Here is a 25,885-nt window from a genome sequence, read left to right on the forward strand (position 1 = left end):
GTCTGGCCGCCCGAATCGCGATCACAACTCTGCGAAATCGTCCCCAGGAGAAATCGTGCGGTTGCTCGCTCACGAAATCCTCACCGAGGGTGAAGATCCGGTCGGCGATTCCAACTTCGCCTTCTGCACCGCTCTTTTCGTGTGGGCCGGAGCACACAGCAGATGCCATTTTCCAGGCTTAGATTCGAGTTGTGGTCAGCTGGTGTCGAGACGGGGGAACAGTACTTCCTGTGCGATCAGTTGTAACGCGGCGGCGAGGGGGATGGCTATGAGTGCACCGAATACCCCCAGTAGTGCGGCGCCGACCAGTACTGCGATCACGGTCACCAGTGCGGGTACTTCGACGACGCGACCGATGATTCGCGGCACTAGCAGGTAGTCTTCGGCGAGGCGGAACACTACAAAGAAGGCTGCGGTGGTTATGCACACCGGCAGTGAAACCGTTAGTGCCACTGCGCAAACCACGATACCTGCGATTGTCGAGCCGACGACCGGCACCAAGTCCAGCAAAGCTACAAAGATACCGAGCAGCAGTGGATACGGCACACCGAAAGCTGCCAGCCACACTGCTGTCGCAGTCCCGGCGATTACGGAGATTACGAGGTTACCTAGCACGTACGCACCTACTTTGGTGAACACGTCGTCGCCGATGAGTATCACGCGTGGGCGGCGACTTTGAGGTGCCAAGCGGTACAGGGTCGCTCGTATGCGGGGAAAGTCGGCCAGAAGGTAAACCGTTAGTACCACCACGATGAGGGTGTCGGCGAGGGCGCCGAACACCACAGAGCTGGCCGTGACCACTCCGTTGAGCATTGAGGTTCCAGATCCGTTGACCGTCTCGGCGATTCGCTGCTGGATGTGAAAGCGATCATTGAGCTTTCCGATGGTGGATGAATGGCTTTGGGCCTGCTGAATGTAGTGGGGGGCTTGATCGATCAGCTGGCTAGCCTGCTGAGATAACGGCGGGATCGCTGCGGCGACGAAAGCCGCTATTACGGCCAGAACCACCAGGAACACAGTCGTGGTGGCGAGCCAGCGGGGCAAGCGATGGGCTACTAGCCACGAAACTGCAGGTTCGAGCCCGAGCGCCAGGAAGAATGATCCAGCAATCAACATCAGTACCGATCCGGCAGCGAGTACTACGTGAACGGCCGCGTACGTTGTCGCAACACCGGCGGTCGCGATCATTCCGAAGAAAAATGGGGACCCTCGATTGAACTTCGGTCCCAGTTGGCCGTGAGGGCTGTCCTCGGTTTGCATTGCTGCGGCCGCAGTTTCGGCTTCTGCAATCGAATCTGTAGCCGTTGCCTGGTTCTTGTCACTGCTTGCTGCAAGAGGTATGTCGCCGTTTGCGCCCACGAGTCACCTCCTTCATCAGCTACAACGCCCCGTGAGGATCTGTGGGTGCGTTCGGCCGACTCAGCGGGCGGCCTCTTTTGCAGCAGGCCGCTGCTGTGAACAGGCCTGACTGCCAGGCATGCCGCGGTTCGAAAAATTCAGAACCACACTTTGCGGCCTGCTACCGGCCGCCCTGTCGCCCCCAAAATCCACAAGACGGCGCCAACGAGTACGAGGATGCCGCCCACTGTTTCCAGGATGGGGATTGCCAAAAAATATCCCAAGATCGCCAACACGATACCCAAGATGATCATAAGGAAACTCCTTATTTTAAAGGCGGTGTTACGCCCGGTAAAACATAGTGTACGCCATAAACTATGTTGCGGAACGTAGAATTTTAGAGCTACTTTTCGCGTAGTGTCGGTGTAGTGCGAGGGAAGGATGCCCAATCCGTGGATGTCGATTCTGGCTCCTCCGCAGGCGAGTGCCGAATATTTCAACTATGACGAGAAGAGTTGCAAGACATGGGAATTGATGACGACGTCAAGAACAAATTCGATGACCTCAAAGGCCGCGCCAAGGAGGCTGCCGGCGCCGCCACTGATGATGACGACCTGAAGGCCGAGGGGCAGGCAGACCAGGGCATCGCCTCCATTAAGCAGAAAATTTCCGAAGCGGCCGACAAGGTCAAAGAAGGTGTCGACACGATCAAAGACAAGCTGACCGGAAACGACTAACTCAAAGGCGCAGGAGCAGTGCCGGTCGGGTCGTGAATTGTCGACATGCCTAGATCGGTTTCGCGAGAGCGCTTTGGGCCGTGAGCGAAAGCTCCTCCCCGGTGCTGCACGATTTTCACTGAACGAGTGGTGACAGATCGGACGCCGGCCCGCCAGGCGTACCTCGATCTGCAATGCCAAAAAGACAGCTGGGTGCGTGGCTTCTCGACATTCTTTGACGCAAGATCTCTTTCGTAAGTGATTCCGTCGCTCCCGAACTCGACGGAATCGTCGGCAGTTGAGACCTTTTTGGCCATTTCGGACATCGTGTCGAACGGAAGTGGTGCCACCCCTGGTCCCCGGGCATGCTTGGGCAGCCGGAACGCTATCGCTGTCGGCATCCAGTATGGACGGGATCTGCACGGACTGAGCCGCCTTGGGGGACAAGGGCAGCCCACGTCGCGCCGACCCGATCTCGTGTTGGCCCCAGAGAACCTGCGTGCTGCGTGCGTGCGATGCAACGGATCACAGGGCACGGACCGAGGATGAGGCGCAGCAAGGCTCCTAGTCCTTCCCGGCGCGGGCAGTACTTCCCGTGTTCTGGTAGATGACTCGGCGCCCGATCTCTACCGCGTGGTCAGCGAAACGTTCGTAGAAGCGGCCCAGCAAGGTCACATCCACTGCGGTCGCTGTTCCGTACGCCCAATGCGGATCGGCTAGAACCGTGAACAGGTGTTGATGGAGCCGGTTCATTGCTTCGTCGTCACGGCCCAATTGTTGTGCCTTCTCCGGATCACTTTCGAGCAGAACTGTTTTAGCGCTGTTGCCGATCGTGACAGCGATGTGGCCCATCTCGGAGAACACTTCGCGGACATCCTCGGGTAACGCATGGGCCGGGTGGCGTCGGCGGGCAGTCTTGGCCACATGCAGCGCCAGCGAGGCCATCCGGTCAACATCGGCGACGTTCTTCAATGCCGCTACCACCGCGCGCAGATCTCCTGCGACCGGAGCCTGGCGGGCCAGCAACACGAATGCATCTCCTTCGGTCCGAGAAGCCAGATTCACGATGTGATCGTGCTCGGCGAACACCTCCTCGGCCAGGAACAAGTCGGCTTGCAGCAGTGCGGCGGTTGCACATTCCATCGCATGTCCAGCTAATCCGCATGCATGAGCAATACCCGCATGTAGGGCATCGAGCTGCTGGTGAAAGACCGTGCGCATGCCTGAACTCTAGAAGCCTCTATGCCCGCGGCCAACGCCTCTGGTGGATACCCGGTGAACCGTTCCTCGCGTGTCTACTCGCACCCGTGTGAAACTGGCCAAAGCGGGTATCCTGACCAGCAGATATGGGTAGCGAGGCGGTTCCGCCCAGGATCCGGATGGCGAGGTGCGACATGGCGTTGCCTGATGTACTGGCCCGAATCGTGAAGTTCCTGCGTGCCGGGTATCCCAACGGGGTTCCCTCTACTGACTACATCCCGCTATTGGCGCTCCTCAAGCGGCGTCTCACAGACGACGAGATCGTCACTGTCGCTAACGAACTTGCGACTCACGGCCGCCTGCTGGTCGACGGCGGCGACATCCGCGTGGCCGTCACAAAAATGACCGACGATATGCCGGAACCCCAGGACATCGATCGCGTGACGGCTCAACTCGCATCGATCGGTTGGCCGGTTGCTGACGAGTTCAGACTGCCTCCGTCGTAGATACCTGCCTACCTCAGTTCGAGGGTGAGACATGGCGATTCGCCGCTCTCATAGAGTGGTTACGCCGGGCGAGCCGAGCTTACTCGCATCATCGGGATAAGAGATCCAGCTCGGCCAGAAAGTCGTCGATGGCCGGCCACGTCTCGTTGACGCCGGCCGACAATGCCACCAGTCCGAGATGGCTCGCCTCCACCGTGGTGAACCGAACGTCCGCCGACTTGAGCATGGCGACGCCGTTGTGCACGCACTGCCAGGGCGCGATGGCATCACGGTGGCTGCCGAATAGCTGGATCGGCAGCGTCAGTGCCGTCAGATCCAGGGTGTAACCCGCGACATTGACGACGCCTACGGCGATCTCATCGTGATAGATGAATCGGCCCCACATCTGCGACACCGCCCGCCCCGGATAGCCCGGGAAGGCGTCCTGAAAGCGGTCGATCACCTCGGCCTTGGCCAAAGCTTCGGTGTTGTCCAGATTGTTCAGGAGAAACCAGGGGCGTTTGATTTCACGGTCCCACGAGGTGGCGCGGTAGGCGGCCTGTACTACCGGAGCAGGAATACCGCCGAGTGCCCGCAGCACCGTGGTGACCGCATAGCCGTTGGTGGGCTTGGTGATTCGGCGCGCCTCGGGATATCCCGGGATTTGTCCGTAATCCAACGGGGTACCGATAGCAACGATTGAGCGGATCGGCAATTCGCGGTTGGCCGCGGCCGTCAAAAGACTCAGGGTGCCGCCGAGACTCCATCCGATCAGGTCGAGCTGTGGCTGTCCGGAATCGATGAGTACCCGCTCGATGGCCTGCGGAATGATATCGGCGAAGAAGGACTCAAGGCCCAGATATCTATCCGCCCAACCGATCTCACCATAGTCAACGACGTAAGGTGTGCGGCCTTGCTCGAGCAGGTGCGCCACCAGCGACTGGCCCGGGGCAAGGTCGTAGCACGTCGCCGATGCGGCCAGCGGCGGAACCAAGAGGACGGGGACGGCGCTGGATTCGCGCGGATCGTCGGTGCCGTAACGGCGCAACTGGCGATGCGGTTCGTCGAACAGCGAAACATGGCTGGTCGGCCGGGGTGGGCGCACGCCGTCGCCGAAAGTAATGGAGAACAAGTTTCTCGCCGACACCGGAATCGAGACCATAGGTAGTTCGCGCCCTCATTCTTGTTGTCACTGCCCGGACCATTGGTTGGTTCACCAAAAGCCTTTCAGTAGATCGTTGGACGTACAACGGTTTGTGGCATGCATGACACATGGGTGCGTTGGCCGCAGCGCCCGACTTAGTTCAGTCGTCGCGTTATTGATGACGGGGGAGCGGCAGCTGCGTGGCGGGAGAACTGAACGTTGACGAACGTTGCTTGGGTATCCGAGTCCCGCCTTTGGCTTGGTGCGATGCTCAGCCCGGATCCGACGTCGATTCTGCGTCCACTGTGGCCGCGTACAACGCCACCGCATCAGTCTTGCCCCGCAGCGGAATCGTCGGCCGCGCAGCGAAGATGGCGATGTCGGTGTTGTCCAGCCGTTGCAGGGTCTGTTCGCTCAGCAGAATGGCATCCCCGGTCAGCCGGGTAGCTGACTCGACCCGCGCCGCCACATTGACGGTGTCGCCAATTACGGTGAAATCGAATCGCCCGGCGCCACCGATATTTCCGGCAACGACAGGACCCGAGTTCAACCCGATACCCACCTGCGGCTCGTCGGGGCGCGCAGCCAGGGTCCGTGCGATCTCCAGTGCCGCCGCCAACGCCCTATCGGCGTGGTCGCGGTGCGGCTGCGGGGCGCCGAAGACGGCGAGAAGCCCGTCGCCGACGAATTTGTCCACGTGGCCGCCATGCTTGCTGATAATGGGCACGACGATGCCGAACAGATCATTGAGCATCGCCACGACTTCACTGGCCGGGCGGTGCTCTGAGTAGCCGGTGAATCCGCGGACGTCCAGGAACAGGGCAGTGATCTCGACCTCCTGACCGAGAGCCAGCGCCTCGTTTCCGCTGGTCAGAATGAGATCGGCGATGGCAGGGTCCAAATACGTTCCGAACGCCGCGCGGATGCGGTCGCGTTCTCGAAGGCCGGTGATCATGGTGTTGAACGACTGGGCAAGTACGCCGAGGTCGTCCGTGGCGGTCACCGGTACCCAGGTGTCGAGGTCGCCGCGTCCGACTCGATCGGCGGCGGCTCTCAGGTCGCGCACCGGTTCGGTGACGGAACGGGTGAGCAGCAGCACGAGAACGCCGGCAATGCTGACCGCCACCGCGATCGAGACTCCCACCGCAATCGCGAGGCTGGCCACGGTGTGGGGGCCGACGATTCCCGCCACGACGGTTCCGGCGACCACGGCGATAGCCAGGGTGACGACGAACATCCTCTGGGTCAAGGGAATTCGTACTCGAACGGGAATCCTCTGGTCGCCGGCGGCCGTGCTGAGGTCGGCCAGCACCGGACGCAGCATCTGTTCGGAGAGCATGGCACGCATTCCCATCCAGTACAGCCTGGTCAACAGCGTGCCGGGAATGAACAGCACGAGCGTGAGGATCGGGATCGACTGCAGCCATCCCAGCACGCCGATCCAGCCCAGGTTCAGAACCGCGACGAACAGCAGCCGGTCCCACTGCAACGGTGCCAGGGGAATCTGGGCGCCCACCTGCCACACCTGAACCGCGATGACGGGGTCCCGGGTCCGTGCCCAATCCTCGATGACCCGTAGCCGCGGTGCGATAGTGCGGAACGCCAGAAACCCGTCGACCAGGAAAATGGTGAATCCGAGGGCGATGAGCACAGTGACGTCCCGGAGCGTCAACCCAGGCACGAACAATCGGGCCAGCATCGTCCCGACGATCGCGAACAGCAGCGCAAGAGCGAACTGACAGAAAAGCATTGCGCGTCTGACGAAACCGACCCCCATGCGTGCATAGGCGATCTCGAACACCCTGATGGTGTCCGGATGCACGGTGTCCTCCCGGTACGCATCGCTCACAAGCACAACGCCTGCACGTCGACCTTCACGCTGTCAGTATTTCGCAACGCAGGTCTGGATAACCGGCATTTACGCCCCAACAGACCTGTTCGGAGCCGGTGCCGGCCCTATTTGGGCACGGTTGTATGTCGAACCTGTCTCGGATGGGTATTTAGCGCACGTAACGATTGAGTCCTTTGATTCGATCTGTGATTGTGAAGATTCTCGTAGGTATTGCAGCATCAGCAGCGATTGCCGCCAGCGGTTTGGGCCTTGCGGCCACCGCCAACGCAGCCCCTGCTCCGGCCTTCCCGGCGCCGAGCTATCACTGGTGCCCAGGCGAGTTCTGGAACCCGATCTGGGGGTTCAACTGGTTTGATCGCGAATGCCACGACGACAACTGGCGCGACAGCGGCTGGGATCGAGACGGATTCGACCGTGACGGCCGCGACCGTGACGGCTGGGACCGAAACGGTTGGGGACGCGACGGGCGGCAGCGGGATTGGCGCGATGGTGATCGTCACGATGATCGCGGTGACCACCGTGACGATCGCGGCGACCACCGAGGTGACAACCGCGGGGACCACCGCGGCGACGACTGGCGCCGTTAACACCCGAATAGCAACACACCCGATCGGTAGCGTTCCCGGTTCCGCCTGGCGGCGTGCTGGGGACGCTACCGAGGAGGTTGGTGCCGCCGCGCGGCCCGATCACCTTCGGCGCCACCAAGAGTTCACTTACGTCATCGCGGTCACTGCGTCAGGATGGCGGGATGGCCGAGATCGACTTCTCGCTGTTGGACGTTCCGCGCGCTGGACCTAACGTCGACCCAGAGGCGTATCTGAGTGCCGCGATTGCGTGGCATTTCGGTGCGGACACCGGTTCGCCCTTTTGGTTGCGGGCGGCGCAAAGCCTGGATTTCAACCCGCTGACCGACGTGCACGGGTTCGACGACCTGCGGCTATTTCCCAACCTCGTCAATGAGCTACGGAACGCGCCCGTCGAGGACCTCATTCCGCGCGGTTACGGGTCGCCGGCGCCCGTGCCGAAGGTGTTCGAATCGGGAGGCACCACCGGGGCGCCCAAACGTACCGCGCAGTTGCCCGACTGGGTTGAGCAGATCACCCAGTGGCAGATCGAGGACTTCACGGCGGGTGGCTTCGTGGACGGCCAGGGCCTGCTGTTCCTGATGCCCAGCGGTCCACATGGTGTGGGCCATTTTTCGCGCGCGGTGAGCGAACGGCTGGGTTCGGTGTTCTATCCGGTGGACCTGGACCCGCGGTGGGTCAAGAAGATCGCGGCGCGGGGCGCCACCGCGGAGGTGTCCGCATATGTGGAGCACGTGCTGGAGCAGGCAAGGTTCGTGCTGCACACCCAAAATGTGGCGAATCTGCATACCAGCCCACCGCTGTTGAGTGCGATTGCGCGCGACGACACCATGGCAGACCTGGTGAACCAGAAGATCCGCTACATACTGCTCAGCGGCGCTCATGTGGACCTGGACACCCTGGACCTGCTCCGCGAAATTTTCCCGGCGACGGCCATCGCGATGGCGTTCGGCAGCACAATGATCTTGTCCCAGGCCAAGACCCGCGTCGACGGCGACATCTATGTCTTCGACCCCCGCACGCCCTATGTCGTGTTCTGGGTCATCGACCCCGAGACGGGGGAGCGAGTGCCGCATGGCCACCGCGGTCAGGTGGTGATGAACCACATCAGCAAGGGCATGTTCATCCCCAACAACCTCGAACGCGATAGCGCGATCCGCAGACAGGGGCCCGACGGCCAGATCGGCGACTCGGTCAGCGAGGTCGCCCCGGTCGCGACCTTCGAGGGTGAAGCGGTCATCGAAGGCGTCTACTGAGATGGCGTCTGCGTTGCCCGAAAACATCAGTAGGACAATCTTTTCCCTTGATGCGTTGGGCCCCGGCGGTGAGTACCGCACCCGCACGCGCGAAGTGATCACCGATATCGCGGGGACACCGGTCGCCGACTTGAGCATCGTGCCGCCGCTGTATGTCAGCCGCAGCATCCGCGCCCAACGCAATGTTGCGCCGTTGCCGGCCGCCCGCCGGGAAGCCGCACTGGCCGGTGCTGCCGAGATCTTCGCCGACGCCGAGATCGCGGGCTACGGCTTTGATCAGTACGTCGACGTGGTCAGCCGGGTCTCAGGACTGCCCATCGCCGTGGCGCGGGCCAGCGCGATAGGCGTCGCCGAAGCCGTTCGCCACGCGATTGACGCGGTGACACCTGCCCGGCCGGTGGGCGCGACCCTCTACTGGCGCGATGAGTGCACCCGCCGGGGGAGCGCGGTCTGGACCCGGCGGGGTGAGGTGCTGGCTGTGCACGCGTCGGGGAACAGTCCGGGTGTACACGGCGGGTGGGTGCAGGCATTGGCATTGGGATATCGCGTGGCCATCCGTCCGTCGCGGCGCGAACCCTTCACGGGTCACCGGCTCGTCAACGCCTTGCGTCAGGCGGGATTTCGGCCCGAAGATGCCCTGTATCTGCCGACCGACCATGCGGGTGCGGCCGAGATCATCGCCGCGGCCGATCTCGCCGTCGTCTACGGCGGGCAGGACATCGTGGACAAGTACGCGGGCGATCCGGCGGTGATGGTGAACGGGCCAGGGCGCACCAAGATCCTCGTCACCGCTGAGCAGGATTGGCGCGACTATCTGGATGTCATCGTCGAGTCCATCAGCGGGCAGGGTGGGATGGCGTGCACCAACACCACAGCCGTTCTGTACGAAGGCGATCCGCGTCCGCTGGCGGAAGCCATCGCGGCCAGACTTGAGACGATCACGCCCCTGCCGATCTTCGACGAACGTGCCATCCTGCCGGTCCAGCCGCTCGCCGCCGCCGGACGGGTTGCCGAGTACCTGGCGGCGAAATCTCAGGGCGCCACTGCGCTGTTGGGTGCCGATCAGGTGGTTGCCGACCTCGGAGATGGGTCGGCCGCGCTGCGTCCGGCCGTACATCTGCTTGAACGGCCCGACGTCGACAAGCTCAACACCGAGTTGGCATTTCCCTGTGTGTGGGTCGCGCCGTGGACACGCACCGATGGCGTTGCGCCGCTGCGGCATTCGCTGGTGATCAACGCGATCACGAGTGACGGCGAGCTTATTGATGCCCTCGTCGACGATCCGACGGTGTCCAACGTCTACAGCGGCAGGCACCTCACCTCATACGCGGCCCCCGAAATCCCCCATGACGGATTCCTCGCGGATTTCCTGATGCGCACCAAGGGCTTCATCCGCGACTGAGATCAGACCCAGGCCCCGTTGCCGCCGATTGATTCGACGCGAATCCGGGTCAGGTAACCGTCCGGCGCATTGGGTGGCGGGAAATGCTCATCGGATCCCAGCAGCGCGGTAGCCAGCTGTTTGAGCAGCTCTGGTGCGCCTCCTTCGACCACGCGCGCCGAGCCGGTGACAGCCAGATACTCGCGCTGTTGCCCGAGCTGGCTAGGGGCAAGGATCGTCACGGCGACGTGAGGATCGCGCCGGATGTTGCGCAACTTCTTGTAGTCGCCCGACAGATGGGCTGCTACCAGCTCGTCGCCGTCCGGTGTGGATTGCAGAGCAACCCAGACCACGGACACCTGTGGGCTGCCGTCGGGGTTGATGGTGACGAGCGTGGCATCGGCGCCCGCTCCGATGAGGGCGCGCGCGGCGTCGTTGAGTTCCATGTGGGAGTTCTACCTCGCGGCGCCCGTTTTCATTCCCGTATCGCGGTCAGTGCGTCGGAAAGAAGCGGAAGTCTTCGGCAGGGGGCTAGCCGCTCCAGCACCAGTCCGTTGACGGCGGTGCCCGGCTGACAACGTTGTCAACCGGGCACCGCGTCGTTATGCGGTTACTGCAGAACGGTTGTGGTGTTGGTGCCGTATGGCACCTGCGGGTTGGTTCCCAGCGGAGTGCGTGGGTTTGCGCCCTCATGAGTGGGCTCGTGGAAACCGCGGTCGTAGAGATCGGTACCGGGTTGAGAGCAGGATCCACCCACGCGCGGGGCGCCGCCGGAGCATGCGGTGCGGCAGTTATGGGTATAGGGGGCTTCCCCTGAACCGCAGATGGGCGGCACCGGCGGCTGTGCAGCTGCGACCGGAGCCACGTACATCGCGGCCGAGGCGCTCAGGGCCCCGGCGAACAACGCGATGCGAGTGGGCAGTAAAACCATGAGGTTCAGAGCTCCTAATAATGCATGAATTGAAGTTGAACAAAAGGTTACACATCATAACGATTTAAAGCCTTCAAATATTTGCTGTTGAAGGCGTTTGAAGTGATATGAGTGGCAAAGTAGCAGGGACTCGCCTAATTCCGCGACACGCCGGGGCATAGCTAGATCCGAAGCCTAGCTAACCCGTAGGTTACCGGGGGAGGGTTCCGCTGATGAGTGGTGATGCGGTAGGAATCAGAGTGCGCGCAGATACCGCTGAGTTACTACTCGCTGCAGTTGCTTGACTATCACGTTGCCCGCCCTAACCCACCAGAACGACGGCTTCGAGAAAGCCGTAATCTCCACGGAAACAACGTCATTGGACGGATCGAAGCGCACGATGAACGCCTCCTCGCCGGTTTCCGGGTGTCCGTGAAGCGTGCCGTACGCAAAACCGCGCCGGTTCGGCTCGTCGACCACGTACACGATGCGGCACAACGCCCAGAATGGCCATAGCCGCGTCGCCACGTTCACGCCCGCGGAGGCCTCAGGTGCCGACGTCAGAACTCGCAGTCCGATCCCGCGTTGAATGCCAAACCGCATCAGGCTTGCCGCGGCTTCCTCGAACCGGGCCTTACCCGTCCCGATCTGCCGAGATTCCCGCACATGGTGATATCTGACCGGTAGTTCACCGGCCGTCGCACCGATCTCCGGGTAGGTGAACGGGAGCTGGCTTAGCCGTGCAATATCCACCCCAATAACGTAGGGGAGCATGACCACCGAGGAAGCACTAACTGCGCATGAGGGCGGCGGGTTCAACCCACCCGATCCCACCCTTAAGGGCGGCCCCGACTACGGCCGTTTCATCGACGCACTGCGGACCCTGCAGGACCGTGCCCGCGCCGCGCTGCCTCCCGACGAGGTGATCACAGAGCTGGCCGGCCAGCTCGAAGCCATGAACGAGCTGTTGGCTCCCTATGAGGTCTCGGAATGGGACTCGCCCTCGGGCCGGCGCACCGACCTGCCGCTGCGCGGCAACATCTTGCTGGTGCCGATGACCATCGACAGCTTCGATAACGGAGTTCTCGCCGGCACAGCCACTTTCAGTCGCTACCACCTGGGGCGCAATGGTGCGGTGCACGGCGGCTGCCTCGGGCTGCTCTTCGACACCATCTTCGGTACCGGCTCGCTGCTACTGACCGATCTGCGTAAGTTGCGCACCGCCTACCTGAACATCAACTATCGCAAGATCACGCCCATCGAGAAGGAACTGCGGTACGACTGCACCTTGGACCGGGTGGAGGGGCGCAAGGTGTTCATGACCGGCCGACTGCTCGACGGGGATGACGTGCTCGCCGAGGCGGAGGCGCTCTTCGTCAAGCTCAACCCCGGCCAGCCGTGACCGAAGCTCTAGGAACTGGCGACTGACTTTCTCCGCACGCGGTCGATAACACTGGTCCACAACACTTTTGAGCCTGCCGTGAGCTCTGCGCCGGCCGCGCGTGCCGAGATCATGCCCTTCATCATGCGCGCGGCATCGGCCTTGTTTCGGGCGGAGGCCTTGCTCATGTGGCCCGTATCGAACGGTGGCTGCGGGTCGTATTCGATGCACAGTTGCGTCGCCTCGGCCCGTGGCCGCCCGGCGATCTCACCCACAAGCCATAGTCCGAGATCGATCCCTGCGGAGACTCCAGCAGCGGTGATCACCTTGCCGTCGCGGACGATCCGCTTGTCCCGCTGGGGATTCGCACCGAAGGCGGCGAGCACCCGCTGTCCGGCCCAATGGCAGGTGGCGTCCTTGCCCTGGAGGATTCCGGCGGCGCCGAGAATGAGCGACCCGCTGCAGACGGACGTCGTCCACGTCGTGGTCTGATGCGCCTGCCGGAGCCAATTCACTACACCCTCGTCGGCGGCAGTGCTCATGGTGGCCGGTATCGAGCCGCCAACCAGGACGATGTCGGGCGACGGCGTCTCGGCGAAAGAGTGGGTAGCGCCGAGCGCCAGCACCCCGCTGTCAGTCAGTACCGGGCCGGACTCGTGCCAGACGAATCGAAATTCGGCATCGGAAAGCCCCCTGAGCACCTCATACGGGCCGACCGCGTCCAGTGCCGTCATACCCGGGTAGGTGAGGATCGCTATCTGCATGAACGCCATGGTTTCGCAGCGGCCATCTGCGCAGAAGTGGCCAGATAGCCAGTATCCAACGAGATATTGCCAGATGGGAGCTAGGCTGGTCGCGTGCATTCGGTGCCAACGGGTCGTTCGGGCCAGCCTCACTCCGTACCCAGGGGTCGTTCGGGCCAGCCTCACTCCGTCGTCGTTCTGGCGCTTCCCGAAACCGTCGGGTTCGATCTGGCCACCGCGGTCGAGGTGTTTCGGCGCGTGTATCTGGCCGATGGCACTCGGCCCTACCGTGTGCAGGTGTGTGGAACCGAGCCGGTTGTCTCCGCGGGACCGTTCGGCATTGCGACAGATCTTGGGCTCGAGGCGCTTTCGGAGGCCGACACCATCGTGGTGCCGGCGCGCGACAACCTCACCGACCCCCTGCCCGATGGTGTCATCGCGGCGCTACAGGCCGCCCATGAGCGTGGTGTCCGCATCGCCTCCATATGTGCCGGCGCCTTCACGCTCGCCGAGGCGGGAATTCTGGACGGTAAGCGGGTCACCACGCATTGGCTGGCTGCCGATCTGTTCCGGGAGATGTTCCCGGCGGTGCTCCTGGACGCCGACGTGCTCTACGTCGACGAGGGTCAGGTGCTTACCTCGGCCGGCGCGTCCGCCGGACTCGATCTGTGTCTGCACATCGTGGCGCGCGATCACGGTGCGGCGGTCGCCGCGGAGGCCGCGCGGGTGGCTGTGGCGCCGCTACACCGCGACGGCGGGCAGGCGCAGTACGTCATCCGGAACCGCCGACGCACCGAGGCCGGCCTCGGCGAGATGCTGGCGTGGATCGAACGCAACGCCCACCGTGAACTGTCCCTGGAGGACCTCGCGGCCCAGGCGTCGACCAGTGTGCGAAGCCTCAACCGGCGGTTTCGGGCCGAAACAGGGCAGACACCCATGCAGTGGCTGACGGGAGTCAGGGTCCGGCACGCCCAGCAGTTGTTGGAATGTTCGGTGGATTCGGTGGAGTGGATCGGGCGAGAGGTGGGGTTCGGTTCACCTGCGAATTTCCGGGAGCAGTTCCGCCGGCTCACCGGGGTCGCGCCGCTGGCGTATCGGAACACATTCCGCGCGCGATCGGCCTGAGCGCTCACGGTGCCCATCGGGCTGGGAAGTGGCTGGTGTGGACCGATAGCATGAGTTCGCAAACCCCCCGTCTCTGAATTGGAGAACTGCCGATGACTGCGCCCAACCCGTCTTCCCTTGTGGCCCCTATCCGGGTGCCGGCCGGGACGACGGCGGGGACCGCGGTCCGCGAGGCCGGCCTGCCGGGCAAGGGTGAGGACGCCGTCGTCGTCGTACGCGTGGACGGCGCGCTGAAGGATCTGTCCTGGACCCCGGACGTCGACACCGAGGTGGAGCCCGTCGCGGCCAACACCGACGACGGTCGCAGTGTCATCCGGCACTCGGCCGCCCACGTGCTGGCGCAGGCCGTGCAGGAACTGTTCCCGAAGGCCAAGCTTGGCATCGGCCCGCCGATCACCGACGGCTTCTACTACGACTTCGGTATCGACTACGCCTTCACTCCTGAGGATTTGACCGCCCTCGAGAAGAAGATGAAGCAGATCATCAAAGAGGGACAACGCTTTTCGCGCCGGGTATATGCATCGGTGGAAGAAGCGCAGGCCGAGTTGGCCAGTGAGCCGTTCAAGCTGGAACTGGTCTCCGACAAGTCGGGTGCCGATGATCCGGAGGTCATGGAGGTTGGCGGCGACGAGCTTTCCGCCTACGACAACCTGAATCCCCGCACCGGTGAACGGGAATGGTTCGACCTGTGTCGCGGCCCGCACATTCCCACCACCAAGCACATCCCGGCCTTCCGGCTCACCCGTAGCTCGGCCGCCTATTGGCGCGGCAACCAGGCCAATGCCAGCATGCAACGGGTCTACGGCACCGCCTGGGAATCCCAGGAAGCCCTCGACAAGCACCTCGAACTGCTGGAAGAGGCGCAGCGGCGTGACCACCGCAAGCTCGGTGTGGAGCTGGACCTGTTCAGCTTCCCCGACGAAATCGGTTCCGGCCTACCGGTTTTCCATCCCAAGGGCGGCATCATCCGCAAGGAGCTGGAGGACTACTCGCGGGCCAAGCACACCGCAGCCGGGTACGAGTTCGTCAACACCCCGCACATCACCAAGGAAAACCTGTACCAAACCTCGGGGCACTTGGACTGGTACTCCGACGGCATGTTCCCCCCGATGCAGATCGACGCCGAACTCAACGAGGACGGCACCGTGCGCAAGCCGGGGCAGAACTACTACCTCAAGCCCATGAACTGCCCGATGCACCATTTGATTTACCGTGCGCGCGGCCGCTCATACCGTGAATTGCCCTTGCGGCTCTTCGAATTCGGATCGGTGTACCGATACGAGAAGTCTGGCGTGGTGCACGGTCTGACCCGGGTGCGCGGTATGACGCAGGACGACGCACACATTTACACCACCCGTGAGCAGATGCACGAGGAGCTGACCTCGCTGCTGCGGTTCGTGCTCGACCTGCTGTCCGACTACGGCCTTGACGACTTCTACCTGGAGCTGTCCACCAAGGACGAGACGAAATTCGTTGGTTCCGATGAGGACTGGGAGGAAGCGACCAACACCCTGGAACAGGTGGCGCTCGATTCCGGGCTGCAGCTGGTGCCGGATCCGGGCGGTGCGGCCTTCTACGGTCCCAAGATCTCGGTGCAGGCCAAGGACGCGCTGGGCCGGTCCTGGCAGATGTCGACGATCCAGCTCGATTTCAACATGCCCGAACGGTTCAACCTCGAGTACACCGCCGCCGACGGCACCCGTAAGCAGCCGGTGTTAATCCATCGCGCTCTCTTCGGGTCCATCGAGCGCTTCTTCGGCGTGCTCACCGAGCACTACGCGGGAGCCTTCCCGGCTTGGCTGTCGCCGGTGCAGGCCGTCGGCATCCCGATCGCCGACGCGCACGCGCCGTACCTGAACGACATTGTGTCCCAGCTCAAATCGCAGGGCATCCGGGCCGAGGTCGACACCAGCGACGACCGCATGAACAAGAAGATCGTCAATCACACCAACCAGCGGGTGCCGTTCTTGCTGCTCGCCGGTGACCGTGACGTCGAGGCGGGTGCGGTGAGCTTCCGGTTCCGCGACCGCACCCAGGTCAACGGGGTTCCCCGCGACGAGGCCGTTGCTGCCATCGTCGACTGGGTCAACAGACGAGAGAATGTATCGCCGACGGCCGAACTGCTGAAGTTGGGTGCCAGTGACTGACGAGGACTCGACCATCATCGACCGCGGCGTGGGCGACCCGGATCACCTGCAGCGGCTGTGGAGCCCCCACCGGATGAGTTACATCGCCGAAGCGGTGAAGGCGCCCAGCCCGGATTCGGCTCCCTTCACCGAGATCCCGGAGATGGCTGATGAGGACGGTTTGGTCGTGGCCCGCGGCGAGCATGTCTACGCGGTCCTGAATCTTTACCCGTACAACCCCGGTCATCTCATGGTGGTGCCGTATCGCCAAGTCGCCGAGCTCGAAGACCTCACCGAGGGGGAGAGTCGCGAACTGATGGCCTTCACGCAGAAGGCGCTCCGGGTGATCAAGAAGGTCTCCCGGCCGCACGGTTTCAACGTGGGGCTCAATCTCGGCGCCGCCGCCGGCGGGTCCCTGGCCGAGCACTTGCATCAGCATGTGGTGCCGCGCTGGGGCGGCGACGCGAACTTCATCACCATCATCGGTGACTCCAAGGTGTTGCCGCAGCTGTTGCGGGACACCCGCAAACTGCTGGCCGACGCGTGGGAGCAATTGCCGTGAGCGGCCTGCTGTCGCGGGAGACGTTCGCGAAGATCATCAACCCGGTGGCCAATGCGCTACTGCGCGCCGGGTTTACCCCGGACACGGTCACCATCTTCGGAACCGCGGCGTCGGTTGTCGCGGCGCTGACGCTCTTCCCGACAGGGCACCTCTTCTGGGGTGGCATGGCGGTCTGGCTGTTCGCGATGTTCGACATGCTCGACGGGGCGATGGCCCGTGCACGCGGCGGCGGCACCCGGTTCGGTGCGGTGCTGGACGCGACGTGCGATCGGGTCGCCGACGGTGCGGTGTTCGCCGGTTTGGTCTGGTGGGCCGCATTCGGTTGGGGATCAACCTCTCTGGTGGTGGCCACGCTGATCTGCATGATCACCTCGCAGGTGATCTCGTATGTGAAGGCACGTGCCGAGGCATCCGGGCTTCGCGCCGACGGCGGGCTGATCGAACGGCCCGAACGGCTCATCATCGTGCTCGCCGGGGCGATATTCAGTGGGGGATTCGGGGTGCAGTGGCCGTTGCACACCGCGATGTGGGTGCTGGCCATTGCGAGTCTGGTCACGGTCGCTCAACGGATGCACGCCGTTCGCACGTCGCCTGGAGCGCTTGAACTGCTGCCCAATTCCGATGCCGGACAGGACACCGCGGAGAAGAATCAGCCATGAGTGTGTGGGGTGAACGCGCTGCCGACTGGGGCTATGCCGCTGGTTGGAATGTGACGCAGGCTACGCCGGATCTGCTTGCCCGGGCCATATTTGACGTGGGTGCCATGGTCGGTGCTCGTAAGGGCGGACCCGAGCAGTTGCGCAAGAACCTGGCGCGGGTGCTCGGTGTGCACCCCCGTGAGGTGCCCGATCGTCTGATGATCGACTCGATGCGTTCCTACGCGCGGTACTGGCGTGAAGCCTTCCGGCTGCCCTCGCAGAATATGGAGCGCCTTGCCGCCCGCCTGGACAGTTGTTTGTTCGGTCGCCGAAACCTCGATGCTTCCCAGGCCGAGGGGCGCGGAACGATTATCGCGCTGCCGCACAGTGGGAACTGGGACATGGCCGGGTTGTGGCTGGCGCAAACCTACGGCACCTTCACCACCGTCGCCGAGCGTCTGAAACCCGAGTCGCTGTATCGGCGCTTCCTGGACTACCGGGAGACTCTTGGGTTCGAAGTGCTTGCGTCAAGTGGTGACTCCACCGGGCCGTACGAGACCTTGGCGACGCGGCTGCGGGAGAACCGGGTCGTCTGTCTGATGGCCGATCGCGACCTGAGTCGCAGCGGTGTCCCCGTCAATTTCTTCGGTGCCGAAGCCCGAATGCCCGCAGGGCCCGCACGTTTGGCCATCGACACCGGCGCGCGCCTACTGCCTGCGCACTGCTGGTTCGAGGCACACGAACAATGGGGAGTACGGATCCAGTCGCCGATCGACACTTCGGCGGGCGATGTCGCCTTGGCCACCCAGGCGCTGGCCGACGCCTTCGCTGTCAATATCGCCGAGCGTCCGGCGGACTGGCACATGCTGCAGCCACTATGGCTCGACGACCTGTCCGAGGAGCGCCGCACCCGACTGCGTACGTCGCCGTCGCAGCCGGCGCCGTCCGGCGAGACTGAAACTGATGATTGTGCGGCCCCTCGGGAGACTGATCCTGTTGGTGGGCAGGCGTAATGCGCATCGGGATGGTCTGCCCGTACTCGTTTGACGTACCGGGCGGCGTCCAGTCCCATGTGGTGCAACTGGCAGAGGTCATGCGTGATCGCGGCCACCACGTCAGCCTGCTCGCACCGTCCTCATCGGACCTCGAGCTGCCCGAATTCGTGGTCTCGGGCGGCAAGGCTGTTCCGATTCCCTACAACGGATCGGTGGCGCGGCTGCGATTCGGCCCGGCGACCTATGCCAAGACCAGGCGCTGGCTCGTCGACGGTGACTTCGACGTGCTGCACCTGCATGAGCCGAACGCGCCGAGTCTGTCGATGCTGGCGCTGATGGTGGCAGAGGGTCCTATTGTCGCCACCTTCCACACCTCCACCACGAAGTCGTTGACGCTGAGCGTTTTTCAGGCGGTGCTGCGTCCCTGGCACGAGAAGATCGTCGGGCGGATCGCGGTCTCGGAACTGGCCCGGCGCTGGCAGATGGAGGCGCTCGGGTCCGACGCGGTCGAGATTCCCAACGGTGTCGACGTTCGATCCTTCGCCGCCGCACCCGTCCTTGAGGGCTATCCGAGAGCGGGCAAGACGGTGCTGTTCCTGGGCCGCTACGACGAGCCGCGCAAGGGCATGGACGTCCTGATGGGCGCGTTGCCGAAGATCGCGACCAGCTTCCCCGATGTGGAGATCTTGATCGTCGGACGCGGAGATGACGCCGAATTACGTACGCAGGCAGGACCGTTGGCCAAGCATCTGCGGTTCCTCGGCCAGGTCGACGATGCCACCAAGGCCTCGGCGATGCGTAGCGCCGACGTCTACTGCGCTCCCAATATCGGTGGCGAGAGCTTCGGCATCGTGCTGGTGGAGGCAATGGCGGCAGGAACGGCCGTCGTCGCGAGCTCACTGGATGCCTTCCGTCGGGTGCTCTTGGATGGCACGGCGGGCCGGTTGACGCCGACAGGCGACCCGGATGCCTTGGCGGCAACCCTCATCGACGTCCTCGGTGACGACGAGGAGCGGGCCCAGCTGGTCGCGGCCGGCACCGATGCGGTGCAGCGGTACGACTGGTCGGTCGTCGCCCAGCAGATCATGCTCGTGTACGAAACCGTCACGGCCTCCGGCGCACGCGTGAAGGTCGACAGTTGGTGACGTTCTCCGCGTTGACCGTCATCGTCATCGCCATCCTCGGCACGCTCCTCGCGTTTGGTCTGCTGTGGGCCTACCTGGTCGCCAACCGCCTCGACCGGTTGCACGTACGCAGCGACCTGTCCTGGCAGGCGCTCGACGCGGCTCTGGCCCGTCGTGCCGTCGTCGCGCGCGCGATAGGCGACGCACTCAAGGACGACCAACTGATCAAACTCGCGGCGAAAGCCGAACGTGCCGAACGTAACCGGCGCGAATATGCCGAGAACCAACTGGCCGCCGCGCTGTCTACCGTCGATCCGGAGCGGCTGCGCCCCGCCCTGGTGGCCGAGCTCGCCGACGCCGAGACGCGCGTGCTCATCGCACGACGCTTTCACAACGATGCCGTGCGCGACACTCTGGCGCTTCGTGTGCGCCGCCCGGTGCGATGGTTGCGTTTGGGTGGAACCGCGCCGATGCCAACATATTTCGAAATCGTCGATCGAACGGGTGCGGGCACCGAAGATCCAGCGCGGGCCAACTTCCGCACCTCGGCGCGCATCATCCTGCTCGACGAGGACGGGCGGGTGTTGCTGCTGCGCGGCTTCGACCCCGCGGCGCCGACCCCAGCGGTGCATTGGTGGTTCACCGTCGGCGGACAAACACTGCCGGGCGAGAAGCTCGCCGACGGTGCGGTACGCGAGCTGGTCGAGGAAACGGGACTATCCGTTCCCTCCGGGCGTCTGGTGGGCCCGCTCTGGCGTCGGGTGGCCGTCTTCGACTTCAACGGCACCACCATCCGGTCCGAGGAACTGTTCTTCGTGCACCGCACCAAACGGTTCGAACCGGCTACCGATGGCCGCACCAATCTGGAGCAGCGCTACATCACCGGACACCGCTGGTGCGATACGGAGGAGATCGCCGCCCTCATCGCGTCCGGTGAGCAGGTTTACCCGAATCAGCTGGGAGAACTGCTTGGTGAGGCCGCCACTGCCGCCGATGCGGTAGCCACCGGCGCTCGGCGCGAGCCAATCCAAATCGGGTGAGTCTGGTCACCGCCCCTCCCGCCACAAAATCGCTGGTGTGGGCGCATTAGACTGGTAGCAGACCCCGAGATTCAGGAGCCCCCAGTTGACTAGCACGACCAATGGAACGTCCCCCGAGACCGGCACCGGTACCGCGCGCGTGAAGCGCGGTATGGCCGAGATGCTCAAGGGGGGCGTCATCATGGACGTCGTCACGCCCGAGCAGGCAAAGATCGCTGAGGATGCCGGCGCGGTGGCCGTGATGGCGTTGGAGCGGGTGCCTGCGGACATCCGTGCCCAGGGTGGGGTGTCGCGGATGAGTGATCCGGACATGATCGACGGCATCATCAACACCGTCAGCATCCCTGTGATGGCCAAGGCGCGTATTGGGCATTTCGTGGAGGCGCAGATTCTGCAGAGCCTCGGTGTGGACTACATCGACGAGTCCGAGGTGCTCACGCCCGCCGATTACACCAACCACATCGACAAGTGGAAATTCACGGTGCCGTTTGTGTGTGGTGCCACGAATTTGGGTGAGGCGCTGCGCCGTATCACCGAGGGTGCGGCGATGATCCGTTCCAAGGGCGAGGCCGGCACCGGTGATGTGTCCAACGCGACCACGCATATGCGCAAGATCGGCGGCGAGATTCGTCGGCTCACCTCGTTGGCTGAGGACGAGTTGTATGTTGCGGCAAAGGAACTGCAGGCACCGTATGAGCTTGTGGTCGAGGTGGCTCGTGCCGGTAAGTTGCCGGTCACGTTGTTCACCGCTGGTGGTATCGCGACTCCGGCTGATGCGGCGATGATGATGCAGCTTGGTGCCGAGGGTGTGTTCGTGGGATCGGGCATTTTCAAGTCCGGTAATCCCGAGCAGCGCGCCGCGGCGATCGTGAAGGCCACCACTTTCTACGACGATCCGGATGTGCTGGCCAAGGTGTCGCGTGGTTTGGGTGAGGCGATGGTCGGTATCAACGTGGAGGACATCGCGCAGCCACACCGGCTCGCCGAGCGCGGCTGGTAAAACCATCTGATGGCCGATATCGAGGAGATCCTCACTCTCGAACAACTCGAGAAGGACATCTTCCGGGGCAATGTGACCCCCAGCAATCTTCGTCGGACTTTCGGAGGACAGGTTGCCGGGCAGTCGCTGGTCTCAGCGGTTCGTACCGTGGAACCGCAGTATCTCGTTCACTCGTTGCACGGATACTTCCTGCGGCCCGGAAATCCCAACGAGCCCACCGTGTTTCTTGTGGACCGGGTCCGCGATGGCAGGTCGTTCTGCACACGGCGCGTCACCGCGATCCAGGACGGGCAAGCGATTTTCAGCATGTCGGCGTCGTTCCAGACGCTTGATAGCGGTATCGAACATCAGGACCTCATGCCGCCGGTGCCCGATCCCGAGGATCTGCCGGATGCGCAGGACCAGGACTCTTTCAACCGTGACCTGTTCCGGCAGTTCGCCGAGTGGGACATCCGGATCGTGCCCGACGAGCTCATGGGCAGGAACCCGCGGCTGGCCGCCCAGCAGCGGGTGTGGTTCCGCTGCCGCAAGCACCTGCCCGACGACCCGGTGCTGCACATCTGCGCGCTGGCGTACATGAGCGATCTGACGCTGCTGAGCTCGTCGAAGGTGCCGCACCGGGATGCGGTGCTGCAGACCGCATCGCTGGATCATGCGCTGTGGTTCCTGCGGCCCTTCCGTGCCGACGAATGGATGCTGTACGACGAGACATCGCCGTCGGCCGGGTTCGGTCGGGCGCTGACGCAGGGCCGCATCTTCAATCGCGACGGAACCATGGTGGCTGCGGTGGTGCAGGAGGGACTTACCCGCATCGAGCGCAACCCCGAAGAGGCGTCGGTAGCCCGAGGGAACATGGCGTGAGCCCCCTCGTCGGTGTGCTGGCGTTGCAGGGCGATGTCAGGGAACATGTTGCTGCCCTGAAAGATTCGGGCGCAGACGTACTGGGTGTGCGCCGTCCCGAGGAACTCGGCAAGGTGGACGGGCTGGTCATTCCCGGCGGGGAGTCGACCACGATGAGCAATTTGCTGCGCGTGTTCGAACTGTTGGACCCGCTAACCGAACGCCTGCGTGATGGGCTGCCGGTCTACGGCTCGTGTGCCGGCATGATCCTGCTGGCCAGCGAGATATTGGATACCCGCCCGGACGCGGTCGCGCTCGGTGCCATCGATATGACGGTGCGGCGCAACGCATTCGGGCGCCAGGTGGATTCTTTCGAAGGTGATCTGGATTTTGCCGGGCTTGGCGATGCGATGCATGCGGTGTTCATCCGGGCGCCGTGGGTGGAACGCGTCGGTGACGATGTCGAGGTGCTGGCCAGCGCTCAGGGGCACCCGGTTGCGGTAAGGCAGGGGAGCGCGCTGGCGACGGCGTTTCACCCCGAGGTGACCGGCGACCGTCGGGTGCACGAGCTGTTTGTCGACATGGTGCGCGCGTCCTGATAGGTGCGGCGCGTGCCCACCTCTATGCGACAAACTGGGCGTATGGCGTTTTGTCGCATAGAGCTGGGCACTGGTGGGTGGTGTCTTCCAGCTGATCGGCGATCTTGACGCCTCGGTAGATGAGGCGCCGGAAGATCCGACACGCTGTACATCACCAGCGCAGCATGGGCATCGGCCGCAGCGGGTGCTTGAGCGTCCACTTTCCAGCCGTCCGCAACAAGAATCCGTGAAATCCGCCGTACGGCAACGCCTCTACGACCTCGCGTACATCCGAACGCTCCAGTCCGGTCCAGGCGTACAGCCCGTGGAACGCATCGACCCGGTCGCCCAACCGAAACATCTCGACCCATAGATCCTCGGCCGACCTCAGCTTGTGGTGGTCGGCCACCATCGCCTTGACCCGACCGGCGTCGGTAATTCCGAATTCGGGTGCCAACTGCTCGGCCAGCGTGACCGACGGATCCAGATAGTCCCAGGTTCCCGCCGTCCAGATGCCGATATCGTGCGTCGCCCACGCCAACGCGATCTCGGGCGGCGCCTCGGTCATGCCGAGAAGCCGCAGCTGGTAGTTCATGCCCCGATAGAGATGATTGCGGTAATCGGTGAGGCTGTCGCCGATCGTGGCCGCGTAACGGTCCAGCACCGTGTCGATGATCGGGTCTTCCACCAGTACGGTCATGCAGTTCACCCTATGTTCCCGCCGCTGGCCTGCTGCCCAGACTGAGTCGCGCCACGGATTGCGGCCGAAAAACGTCGTCAATTTCGGAGTCGGCACTCCCGGAAGCACTGGCCATCTGGGACTCGCGAGTACACTCGGGCAGCGCAAAGGACGACGAAAGAGGTACAGGGGTACATGAGCGGCCATTCCAAGTGGGCCACCACCAAGCATCAGAAGGCCGTCAAAGACGCGCGCCGTGGCAAAGAGTTCGCCAAGCTGATCAAGAACATCGAGGTCGCCGCGCGTACCGGCGGCGGCGATCCGGCTGGTAACCCCACGCTCTACGACGCCATCCAGAAGGCCAAGAAGACGTCGGTGCCCAACGACAACATCGAGCGGGCCCGCAAGCGCGGCGCCGGTGAAGAGGCTGGTGGTGCCGACTGGCAGACCATCATGTACGAGGGCTATGGCCCCAATGGTGTTGCGGTGCTTGTCGAATGCTTGACCGATAACCGCAACCGCGCCGCCGGCGAGGTCCGCGTCGCGATGACCCGCAACGGCGGCAGCATGGCGGACCCGGGTTCGGTGTCCTACCTGTTCTCCCGCAAGGGCATGGTCACCCTGGAGAAGGGGAGCCTGTCGGAGGACGACGTGCTGACGGCCGTGCTGGAAGCGGGTGCCGAGGAGGTCAATGACCTCGGCGAGAGCTTCGAAGTCGTCTCCGAGCCCACCGATCTGGTCGCGGTGCGTCAGGCGCTGCAGGATGCCGGCATCGATTACGACTCGGCGGAAGCCAGCTTCCAGCCGTCGGTGACGGTTCCGGCCGACGTCGACACCGCGCGCAAGGTGTTCAAGCTCGTCGACGCGCTGGAGGACAGCGACGACGTACAGAACGTCTACACCAACGTGGACTTGTCTGACGAGGTGCTGGCCGCGCTCGACGAAGACTGACCGTGCCCGCCGACCAATCGCGTTGGCGTGCTAGTCCACTCCGACGGGCGTCTTCTTCTCCGTTACCCCGGCGGCCCAGAACGCCAACACCACCACAGCAGTGGTGACGAGCACCGCACCAATGGTGTCGGTGAAGTAGTGGTACCCGCAGGCGACCTGCCCGAGCAGTCCGAGCATGCTGATGATTCCGGCGACGATGTATGCCCATAGGGCTCCGCCGGCGACCAGCACCAGCATCCCCATGACGGCCACGACGAAGGTGGTATGGCCGCTGGGGTAGGCGAGGTAACCGCTGCCCTTCTCGCGGCCAACCAGCATTTTGGTGCCTTGAGTGGTCCAATTCGCCACGAACGGGCATGCGAGCACCACAGCGGCGACCCGCCAGTGCCGTCGATACAGCTCGAACCCGAGGCACACCACGAGCACCGGAACAAGAAACTCCCAGTCGGTGAAGAACAGCAGCCAACGCGGCTGCACCCCGAATACAACCTGGGTCACATCGAAAAACCGCGCGTCGAAAGGTGTCGAACCCTTCCCGACGGAGAATCCGAGCACCAGCATCGCGAGGACGCCGAGGGGCGGCCACCACTGAATCGTTTTCTCGCTGGGCAGTTTTCCGGCAGACACTCCGACGACAGTAATCGGCCGCAGACCTCGACCCCGAATCGTGTCGGCCGACGGGAATCAAACGTCGCGGGGCGGCGTTATTGTGATGTCAACGACTGTTGGTCAACAAGTGTTGACAGTGTATGTCAGGCAGGCGTACATCTAAGACATCCACAAAAGTGAGGGGAGGCCCGTCATGGCCACACAAACCGTCGCCCCGGCGCCTGAATCGACAACAACCCTATGGCGCACCACGCGCGCCGTTCTCGCATTGCCGTTCACCGTGGCGGTCCTGGTTCCACTGGTCATCCTCTACGGAGTGGGCGTCGAAGTGCCCTCCTGGATGTCGGATCAGATGTCCATGACGGCAACCGTGATCGGCACCCTGCTGATCGCCGCGGGCTTGTTCCTGGTGACCCGCACCGTCGCACTCTTCGATCAGCCGGGCAGTCGACATGTACGCAGCCCGCTGGTCACCGGCGTCGTCGCCATCCTGCTGGGCGAGGCGTTCGCCGTGAACTCGGTGGGACTACTGATCTGGACCGCGGTGTTTGTGGTGATGAGCGCCCTCTACTTCGCGGTGGTCGACGAGCACGGGGCGTTGAAGGTTCGGTCCTGACCACGCTGAGCG

Annotated in this window: 29 protein-coding genes; 18 read left to right on the forward strand and 11 right to left on the reverse strand. The window is 63.5% G+C overall.

Annotation, left to right across the window (positions count from 1 at the left end; genetic code table 11):
- Positions 1 to 195: 195 nt before the first annotated feature.
- Together BKG76_RS19920 and BKG76_RS24930 are read right to left on the reverse strand one after the other, a co-directional pair.
- Positions 196 to 1,359 carry an AI-2E family transporter gene (locus tag BKG76_RS19920; RefSeq protein WP_236737614.1) on the reverse strand — a complete coding sequence of 388 codons (1,164 nt, stop codon included), beginning with the start codon at positions 1,357 to 1,359 and terminating at the stop codon, positions 196 to 198.
- A 137-nt stretch (positions 1,360 to 1,496) separates the two neighbouring features.
- Complete coding sequence (locus BKG76_RS24930; RefSeq protein WP_109420918.1) at positions 1,497 to 1,652, reverse strand: hypothetical protein; 156 nt, start codon at positions 1,650 to 1,652, stop codon at positions 1,497 to 1,499.
- Positions 1,653 to 1,862: 210 nt separating this feature from the next.
- Here BKG76_RS24930 and BKG76_RS19925 point away from each other — a divergent pair, with 210 nt between their 5' ends.
- Positions 1,863 to 2,075 (forward strand): CsbD family protein, encoded by a 213-nt coding sequence (locus BKG76_RS19925; protein WP_070939462.1) that lies wholly within the window; start codon positions 1,863 to 1,865, stop codon positions 2,073 to 2,075.
- A gap of 543 nt (positions 2,076 to 2,618) precedes the next feature.
- Here the strand turns inward: BKG76_RS19925 and phoU are convergent.
- Positions 2,619 to 3,275, reverse strand: a complete 657-nt coding sequence (gene phoU, locus BKG76_RS19930) for a phosphate signaling complex protein PhoU (protein WP_070939463.1) — start codon at positions 3,273 to 3,275, stop codon at positions 2,619 to 2,621.
- Between the two features lie 173 nt (positions 3,276 to 3,448).
- Here phoU and BKG76_RS19935 point away from each other — a divergent pair, with 173 nt between their 5' ends.
- The gene (locus BKG76_RS19935) at positions 3,449 to 3,760 is read left to right on the forward strand and encodes a DUF3349 domain-containing protein (protein ID WP_070939464.1); all 312 of its coding nucleotides are present in this window, start codon (positions 3,449 to 3,451) and stop codon (positions 3,758 to 3,760) included.
- Positions 3,761 to 3,848: 88 nt separating this feature from the next.
- Here BKG76_RS19935 and BKG76_RS19940 read toward each other — a convergent pair whose 3' ends face one another.
- Together BKG76_RS19940 and BKG76_RS19945 are read right to left on the reverse strand one after the other, a co-directional pair.
- Positions 3,849 to 4,901 (reverse strand): alpha/beta fold hydrolase, encoded by a 1,053-nt coding sequence (locus BKG76_RS19940; protein ID WP_070939465.1) that lies wholly within the window; start codon positions 4,899 to 4,901, stop codon positions 3,849 to 3,851.
- A gap of 253 nt (positions 4,902 to 5,154) precedes the next feature.
- A complete protein-coding gene (locus tag BKG76_RS19945; protein WP_070939466.1) occupies positions 5,155 to 6,732 on the reverse strand; it encodes an adenylate/guanylate cyclase domain-containing protein in 1,578 nt (525 codons plus the stop codon).
- 194 nt (positions 6,733 to 6,926) lie between these two features.
- Between BKG76_RS19945 and BKG76_RS19950 the strand changes: the two genes are divergently transcribed.
- From BKG76_RS19950 to BKG76_RS19960, 3 genes are all read left to right on the forward strand, one after another.
- A complete protein-coding gene (locus tag BKG76_RS19950) occupies positions 6,927 to 7,322 on the forward strand; it encodes a hypothetical protein (RefSeq protein WP_070939997.1) in 396 nt (131 codons plus the stop codon).
- A gap of 161 nt (positions 7,323 to 7,483) precedes the next feature.
- Entirely contained in the window at positions 7,484 to 8,575 is a 1,092-nt protein-coding gene (locus BKG76_RS19955; protein ID WP_070939998.1) for an acyl-CoA synthetase family protein, read from the forward strand.
- 37 nt (positions 8,576 to 8,612) lie between these two features.
- Positions 8,613 to 9,977, forward strand: coding sequence for an aldehyde dehydrogenase family protein (locus tag BKG76_RS19960; RefSeq protein ID WP_070939999.1), 1,365 nt, complete (start codon positions 8,613 to 8,615; stop codon positions 9,975 to 9,977).
- Between the two features lie 2 nt (positions 9,978 to 9,979).
- Here BKG76_RS19960 and BKG76_RS19965 read toward each other — a convergent pair whose 3' ends face one another.
- The 3 genes from BKG76_RS19965 to BKG76_RS19975 all read right to left on the reverse strand — a co-directional run bounded on the left by BKG76_RS19965 (position 9,980) and on the right by BKG76_RS19975 (position 11,619).
- The gene (locus tag BKG76_RS19965) at positions 9,980 to 10,402 is read right to left on the reverse strand and encodes a PPOX class F420-dependent oxidoreductase (RefSeq protein WP_070939467.1); all 423 of its coding nucleotides are present in this window, start codon (positions 10,400 to 10,402) and stop codon (positions 9,980 to 9,982) included.
- Between the two features lie 164 nt (positions 10,403 to 10,566).
- A complete protein-coding gene (locus tag BKG76_RS19970; protein ID WP_070939468.1) occupies positions 10,567 to 10,887 on the reverse strand; it encodes a hypothetical protein in 321 nt (106 codons plus the stop codon).
- A gap of 234 nt (positions 10,888 to 11,121) precedes the next feature.
- Positions 11,122 to 11,619 (reverse strand): DUF1990 family protein, encoded by a 498-nt coding sequence (locus BKG76_RS19975; protein WP_070940000.1) that lies wholly within the window; start codon positions 11,617 to 11,619, stop codon positions 11,122 to 11,124.
- Between the two features lie 19 nt (positions 11,620 to 11,638).
- On the opposite strand from BKG76_RS19975, the gene BKG76_RS19980 reads away from it, so the two are divergent.
- Positions 11,639 to 12,268, forward strand: coding sequence for a PaaI family thioesterase (locus BKG76_RS19980; protein ID WP_070939469.1), 630 nt, complete (start codon positions 11,639 to 11,641; stop codon positions 12,266 to 12,268).
- A gap of 8 nt (positions 12,269 to 12,276) precedes the next feature.
- Here BKG76_RS19980 and BKG76_RS19985 read toward each other — a convergent pair whose 3' ends face one another.
- Positions 12,277 to 13,011, reverse strand: coding sequence for a DJ-1/PfpI family protein (locus tag BKG76_RS19985; protein WP_070940001.1), 735 nt, complete (start codon positions 13,009 to 13,011; stop codon positions 12,277 to 12,279).
- A gap of 177 nt (positions 13,012 to 13,188) precedes the next feature.
- On the opposite strand from BKG76_RS19985, the gene BKG76_RS19990 reads away from it, so the two are divergent.
- The 10 genes from BKG76_RS19990 (at position 13,189) to pdxT (ending at position 23,039) form a co-directional block, all read left to right on the forward strand.
- Positions 13,189 to 14,115: a GlxA family transcriptional regulator gene (locus tag BKG76_RS19990; RefSeq protein ID WP_083338193.1), complete on the forward strand. Its 927-nt coding sequence runs from the start codon at positions 13,189 to 13,191 to the stop codon at positions 14,113 to 14,115.
- A gap of 92 nt (positions 14,116 to 14,207) precedes the next feature.
- Positions 14,208 to 16,262 carry a threonine--tRNA ligase gene (gene thrS / locus BKG76_RS19995; RefSeq protein WP_070939470.1) on the forward strand — a complete coding sequence of 685 codons (2,055 nt, stop codon included), beginning with the start codon at positions 14,208 to 14,210 and terminating at the stop codon, positions 16,260 to 16,262.
- On the forward strand, positions 16,255 to 16,803 hold the full coding sequence (locus BKG76_RS20000; RefSeq protein ID WP_070939471.1) for an HIT family protein: 549 nt from the start codon (positions 16,255 to 16,257) through the stop codon (positions 16,801 to 16,803). Before thrS ends, BKG76_RS20000 begins: the two co-directional genes overlap by 8 nt.
- Positions 16,800 to 17,462 (forward strand): phosphatidylinositol phosphate synthase, encoded by a 663-nt coding sequence (pgsA, locus tag BKG76_RS20005; protein WP_070939472.1) that lies wholly within the window; start codon positions 16,800 to 16,802, stop codon positions 17,460 to 17,462. Before BKG76_RS20000 ends, pgsA begins: the two co-directional genes overlap by 4 nt.
- Positions 17,459 to 18,454 carry a phosphatidylinositol mannoside acyltransferase gene (locus BKG76_RS20010; protein ID WP_070939473.1) on the forward strand — a complete coding sequence of 332 codons (996 nt, stop codon included), beginning with the start codon at positions 17,459 to 17,461 and terminating at the stop codon, positions 18,452 to 18,454. Before pgsA ends, BKG76_RS20010 begins: the two co-directional genes overlap by 4 nt.
- Positions 18,454 to 19,581 (forward strand): glycosyltransferase family 4 protein, encoded by a 1,128-nt coding sequence (locus tag BKG76_RS20015; RefSeq protein ID WP_070939474.1) that lies wholly within the window; start codon positions 18,454 to 18,456, stop codon positions 19,579 to 19,581. The genes BKG76_RS20010 and BKG76_RS20015 overlap by 1 nt, the downstream gene beginning before the upstream one ends.
- Positions 19,578 to 20,600: an NUDIX hydrolase gene (locus BKG76_RS20020; protein WP_070939475.1), complete on the forward strand. Its 1,023-nt coding sequence runs from the start codon at positions 19,578 to 19,580 to the stop codon at positions 20,598 to 20,600. Before BKG76_RS20015 ends, BKG76_RS20020 begins: the two co-directional genes overlap by 4 nt.
- Positions 20,601 to 20,685: 85 nt before the next feature.
- Positions 20,686 to 21,600 (forward strand): pyridoxal 5'-phosphate synthase lyase subunit PdxS, encoded by a 915-nt coding sequence (gene pdxS, locus BKG76_RS20025; protein ID WP_070939476.1) that lies wholly within the window; start codon positions 20,686 to 20,688, stop codon positions 21,598 to 21,600.
- Positions 21,601 to 21,609: 9 nt separating this feature from the next.
- The gene (locus tag BKG76_RS20030) at positions 21,610 to 22,461 is read left to right on the forward strand and encodes an acyl-CoA thioesterase (RefSeq protein ID WP_070939477.1); all 852 of its coding nucleotides are present in this window, start codon (positions 21,610 to 21,612) and stop codon (positions 22,459 to 22,461) included.
- The gene (gene pdxT, locus BKG76_RS20035) at positions 22,458 to 23,039 is read left to right on the forward strand and encodes a pyridoxal 5'-phosphate synthase glutaminase subunit PdxT (protein ID WP_070939478.1); all 582 of its coding nucleotides are present in this window, start codon (positions 22,458 to 22,460) and stop codon (positions 23,037 to 23,039) included. The genes BKG76_RS20030 and pdxT overlap by 4 nt, the downstream gene beginning before the upstream one ends.
- Positions 23,040 to 23,190: 151 nt before the next feature.
- Here the strand turns inward: pdxT and BKG76_RS20040 are convergent, their stop codons facing one another.
- Positions 23,191 to 23,718 carry a hypothetical protein gene (locus tag BKG76_RS20040; protein WP_070939479.1) on the reverse strand — a complete coding sequence of 176 codons (528 nt, stop codon included), beginning with the start codon at positions 23,716 to 23,718 and terminating at the stop codon, positions 23,191 to 23,193.
- Between the two features lie 174 nt (positions 23,719 to 23,892).
- Between BKG76_RS20040 and BKG76_RS20045 the strand changes: the two genes are divergently transcribed.
- Positions 23,893 to 24,648, forward strand: coding sequence for a YebC/PmpR family DNA-binding transcriptional regulator (locus BKG76_RS20045; RefSeq protein WP_070939480.1), 756 nt, complete (start codon positions 23,893 to 23,895; stop codon positions 24,646 to 24,648).
- Positions 24,649 to 24,678: 30 nt separating this feature from the next.
- Here the strand turns inward: BKG76_RS20045 and BKG76_RS20050 are convergent, their stop codons facing one another.
- On the reverse strand, positions 24,679 to 25,275 hold the full coding sequence (locus tag BKG76_RS20050) for a phosphatase PAP2 family protein (protein WP_109420919.1): 597 nt from the start codon (positions 25,273 to 25,275) through the stop codon (positions 24,679 to 24,681).
- Between the two features lie 175 nt (positions 25,276 to 25,450).
- Here BKG76_RS20050 and BKG76_RS20055 point away from each other — a divergent pair, with 175 nt between their 5' ends.
- On the forward strand, positions 25,451 to 25,873 hold the full coding sequence (locus BKG76_RS20055; protein WP_070939482.1) for a hypothetical protein: 423 nt from the start codon (positions 25,451 to 25,453) through the stop codon (positions 25,871 to 25,873).
- Positions 25,874 to 25,885 lie beyond the last annotated feature (12 nt).

The organism is Mycobacteroides franklinii (assembly GCF_001853795.1).
Taxonomy (GTDB): domain Bacteria; phylum Actinomycetota; class Actinomycetes; order Mycobacteriales; family Mycobacteriaceae; genus Mycobacterium; species Mycobacterium franklinii.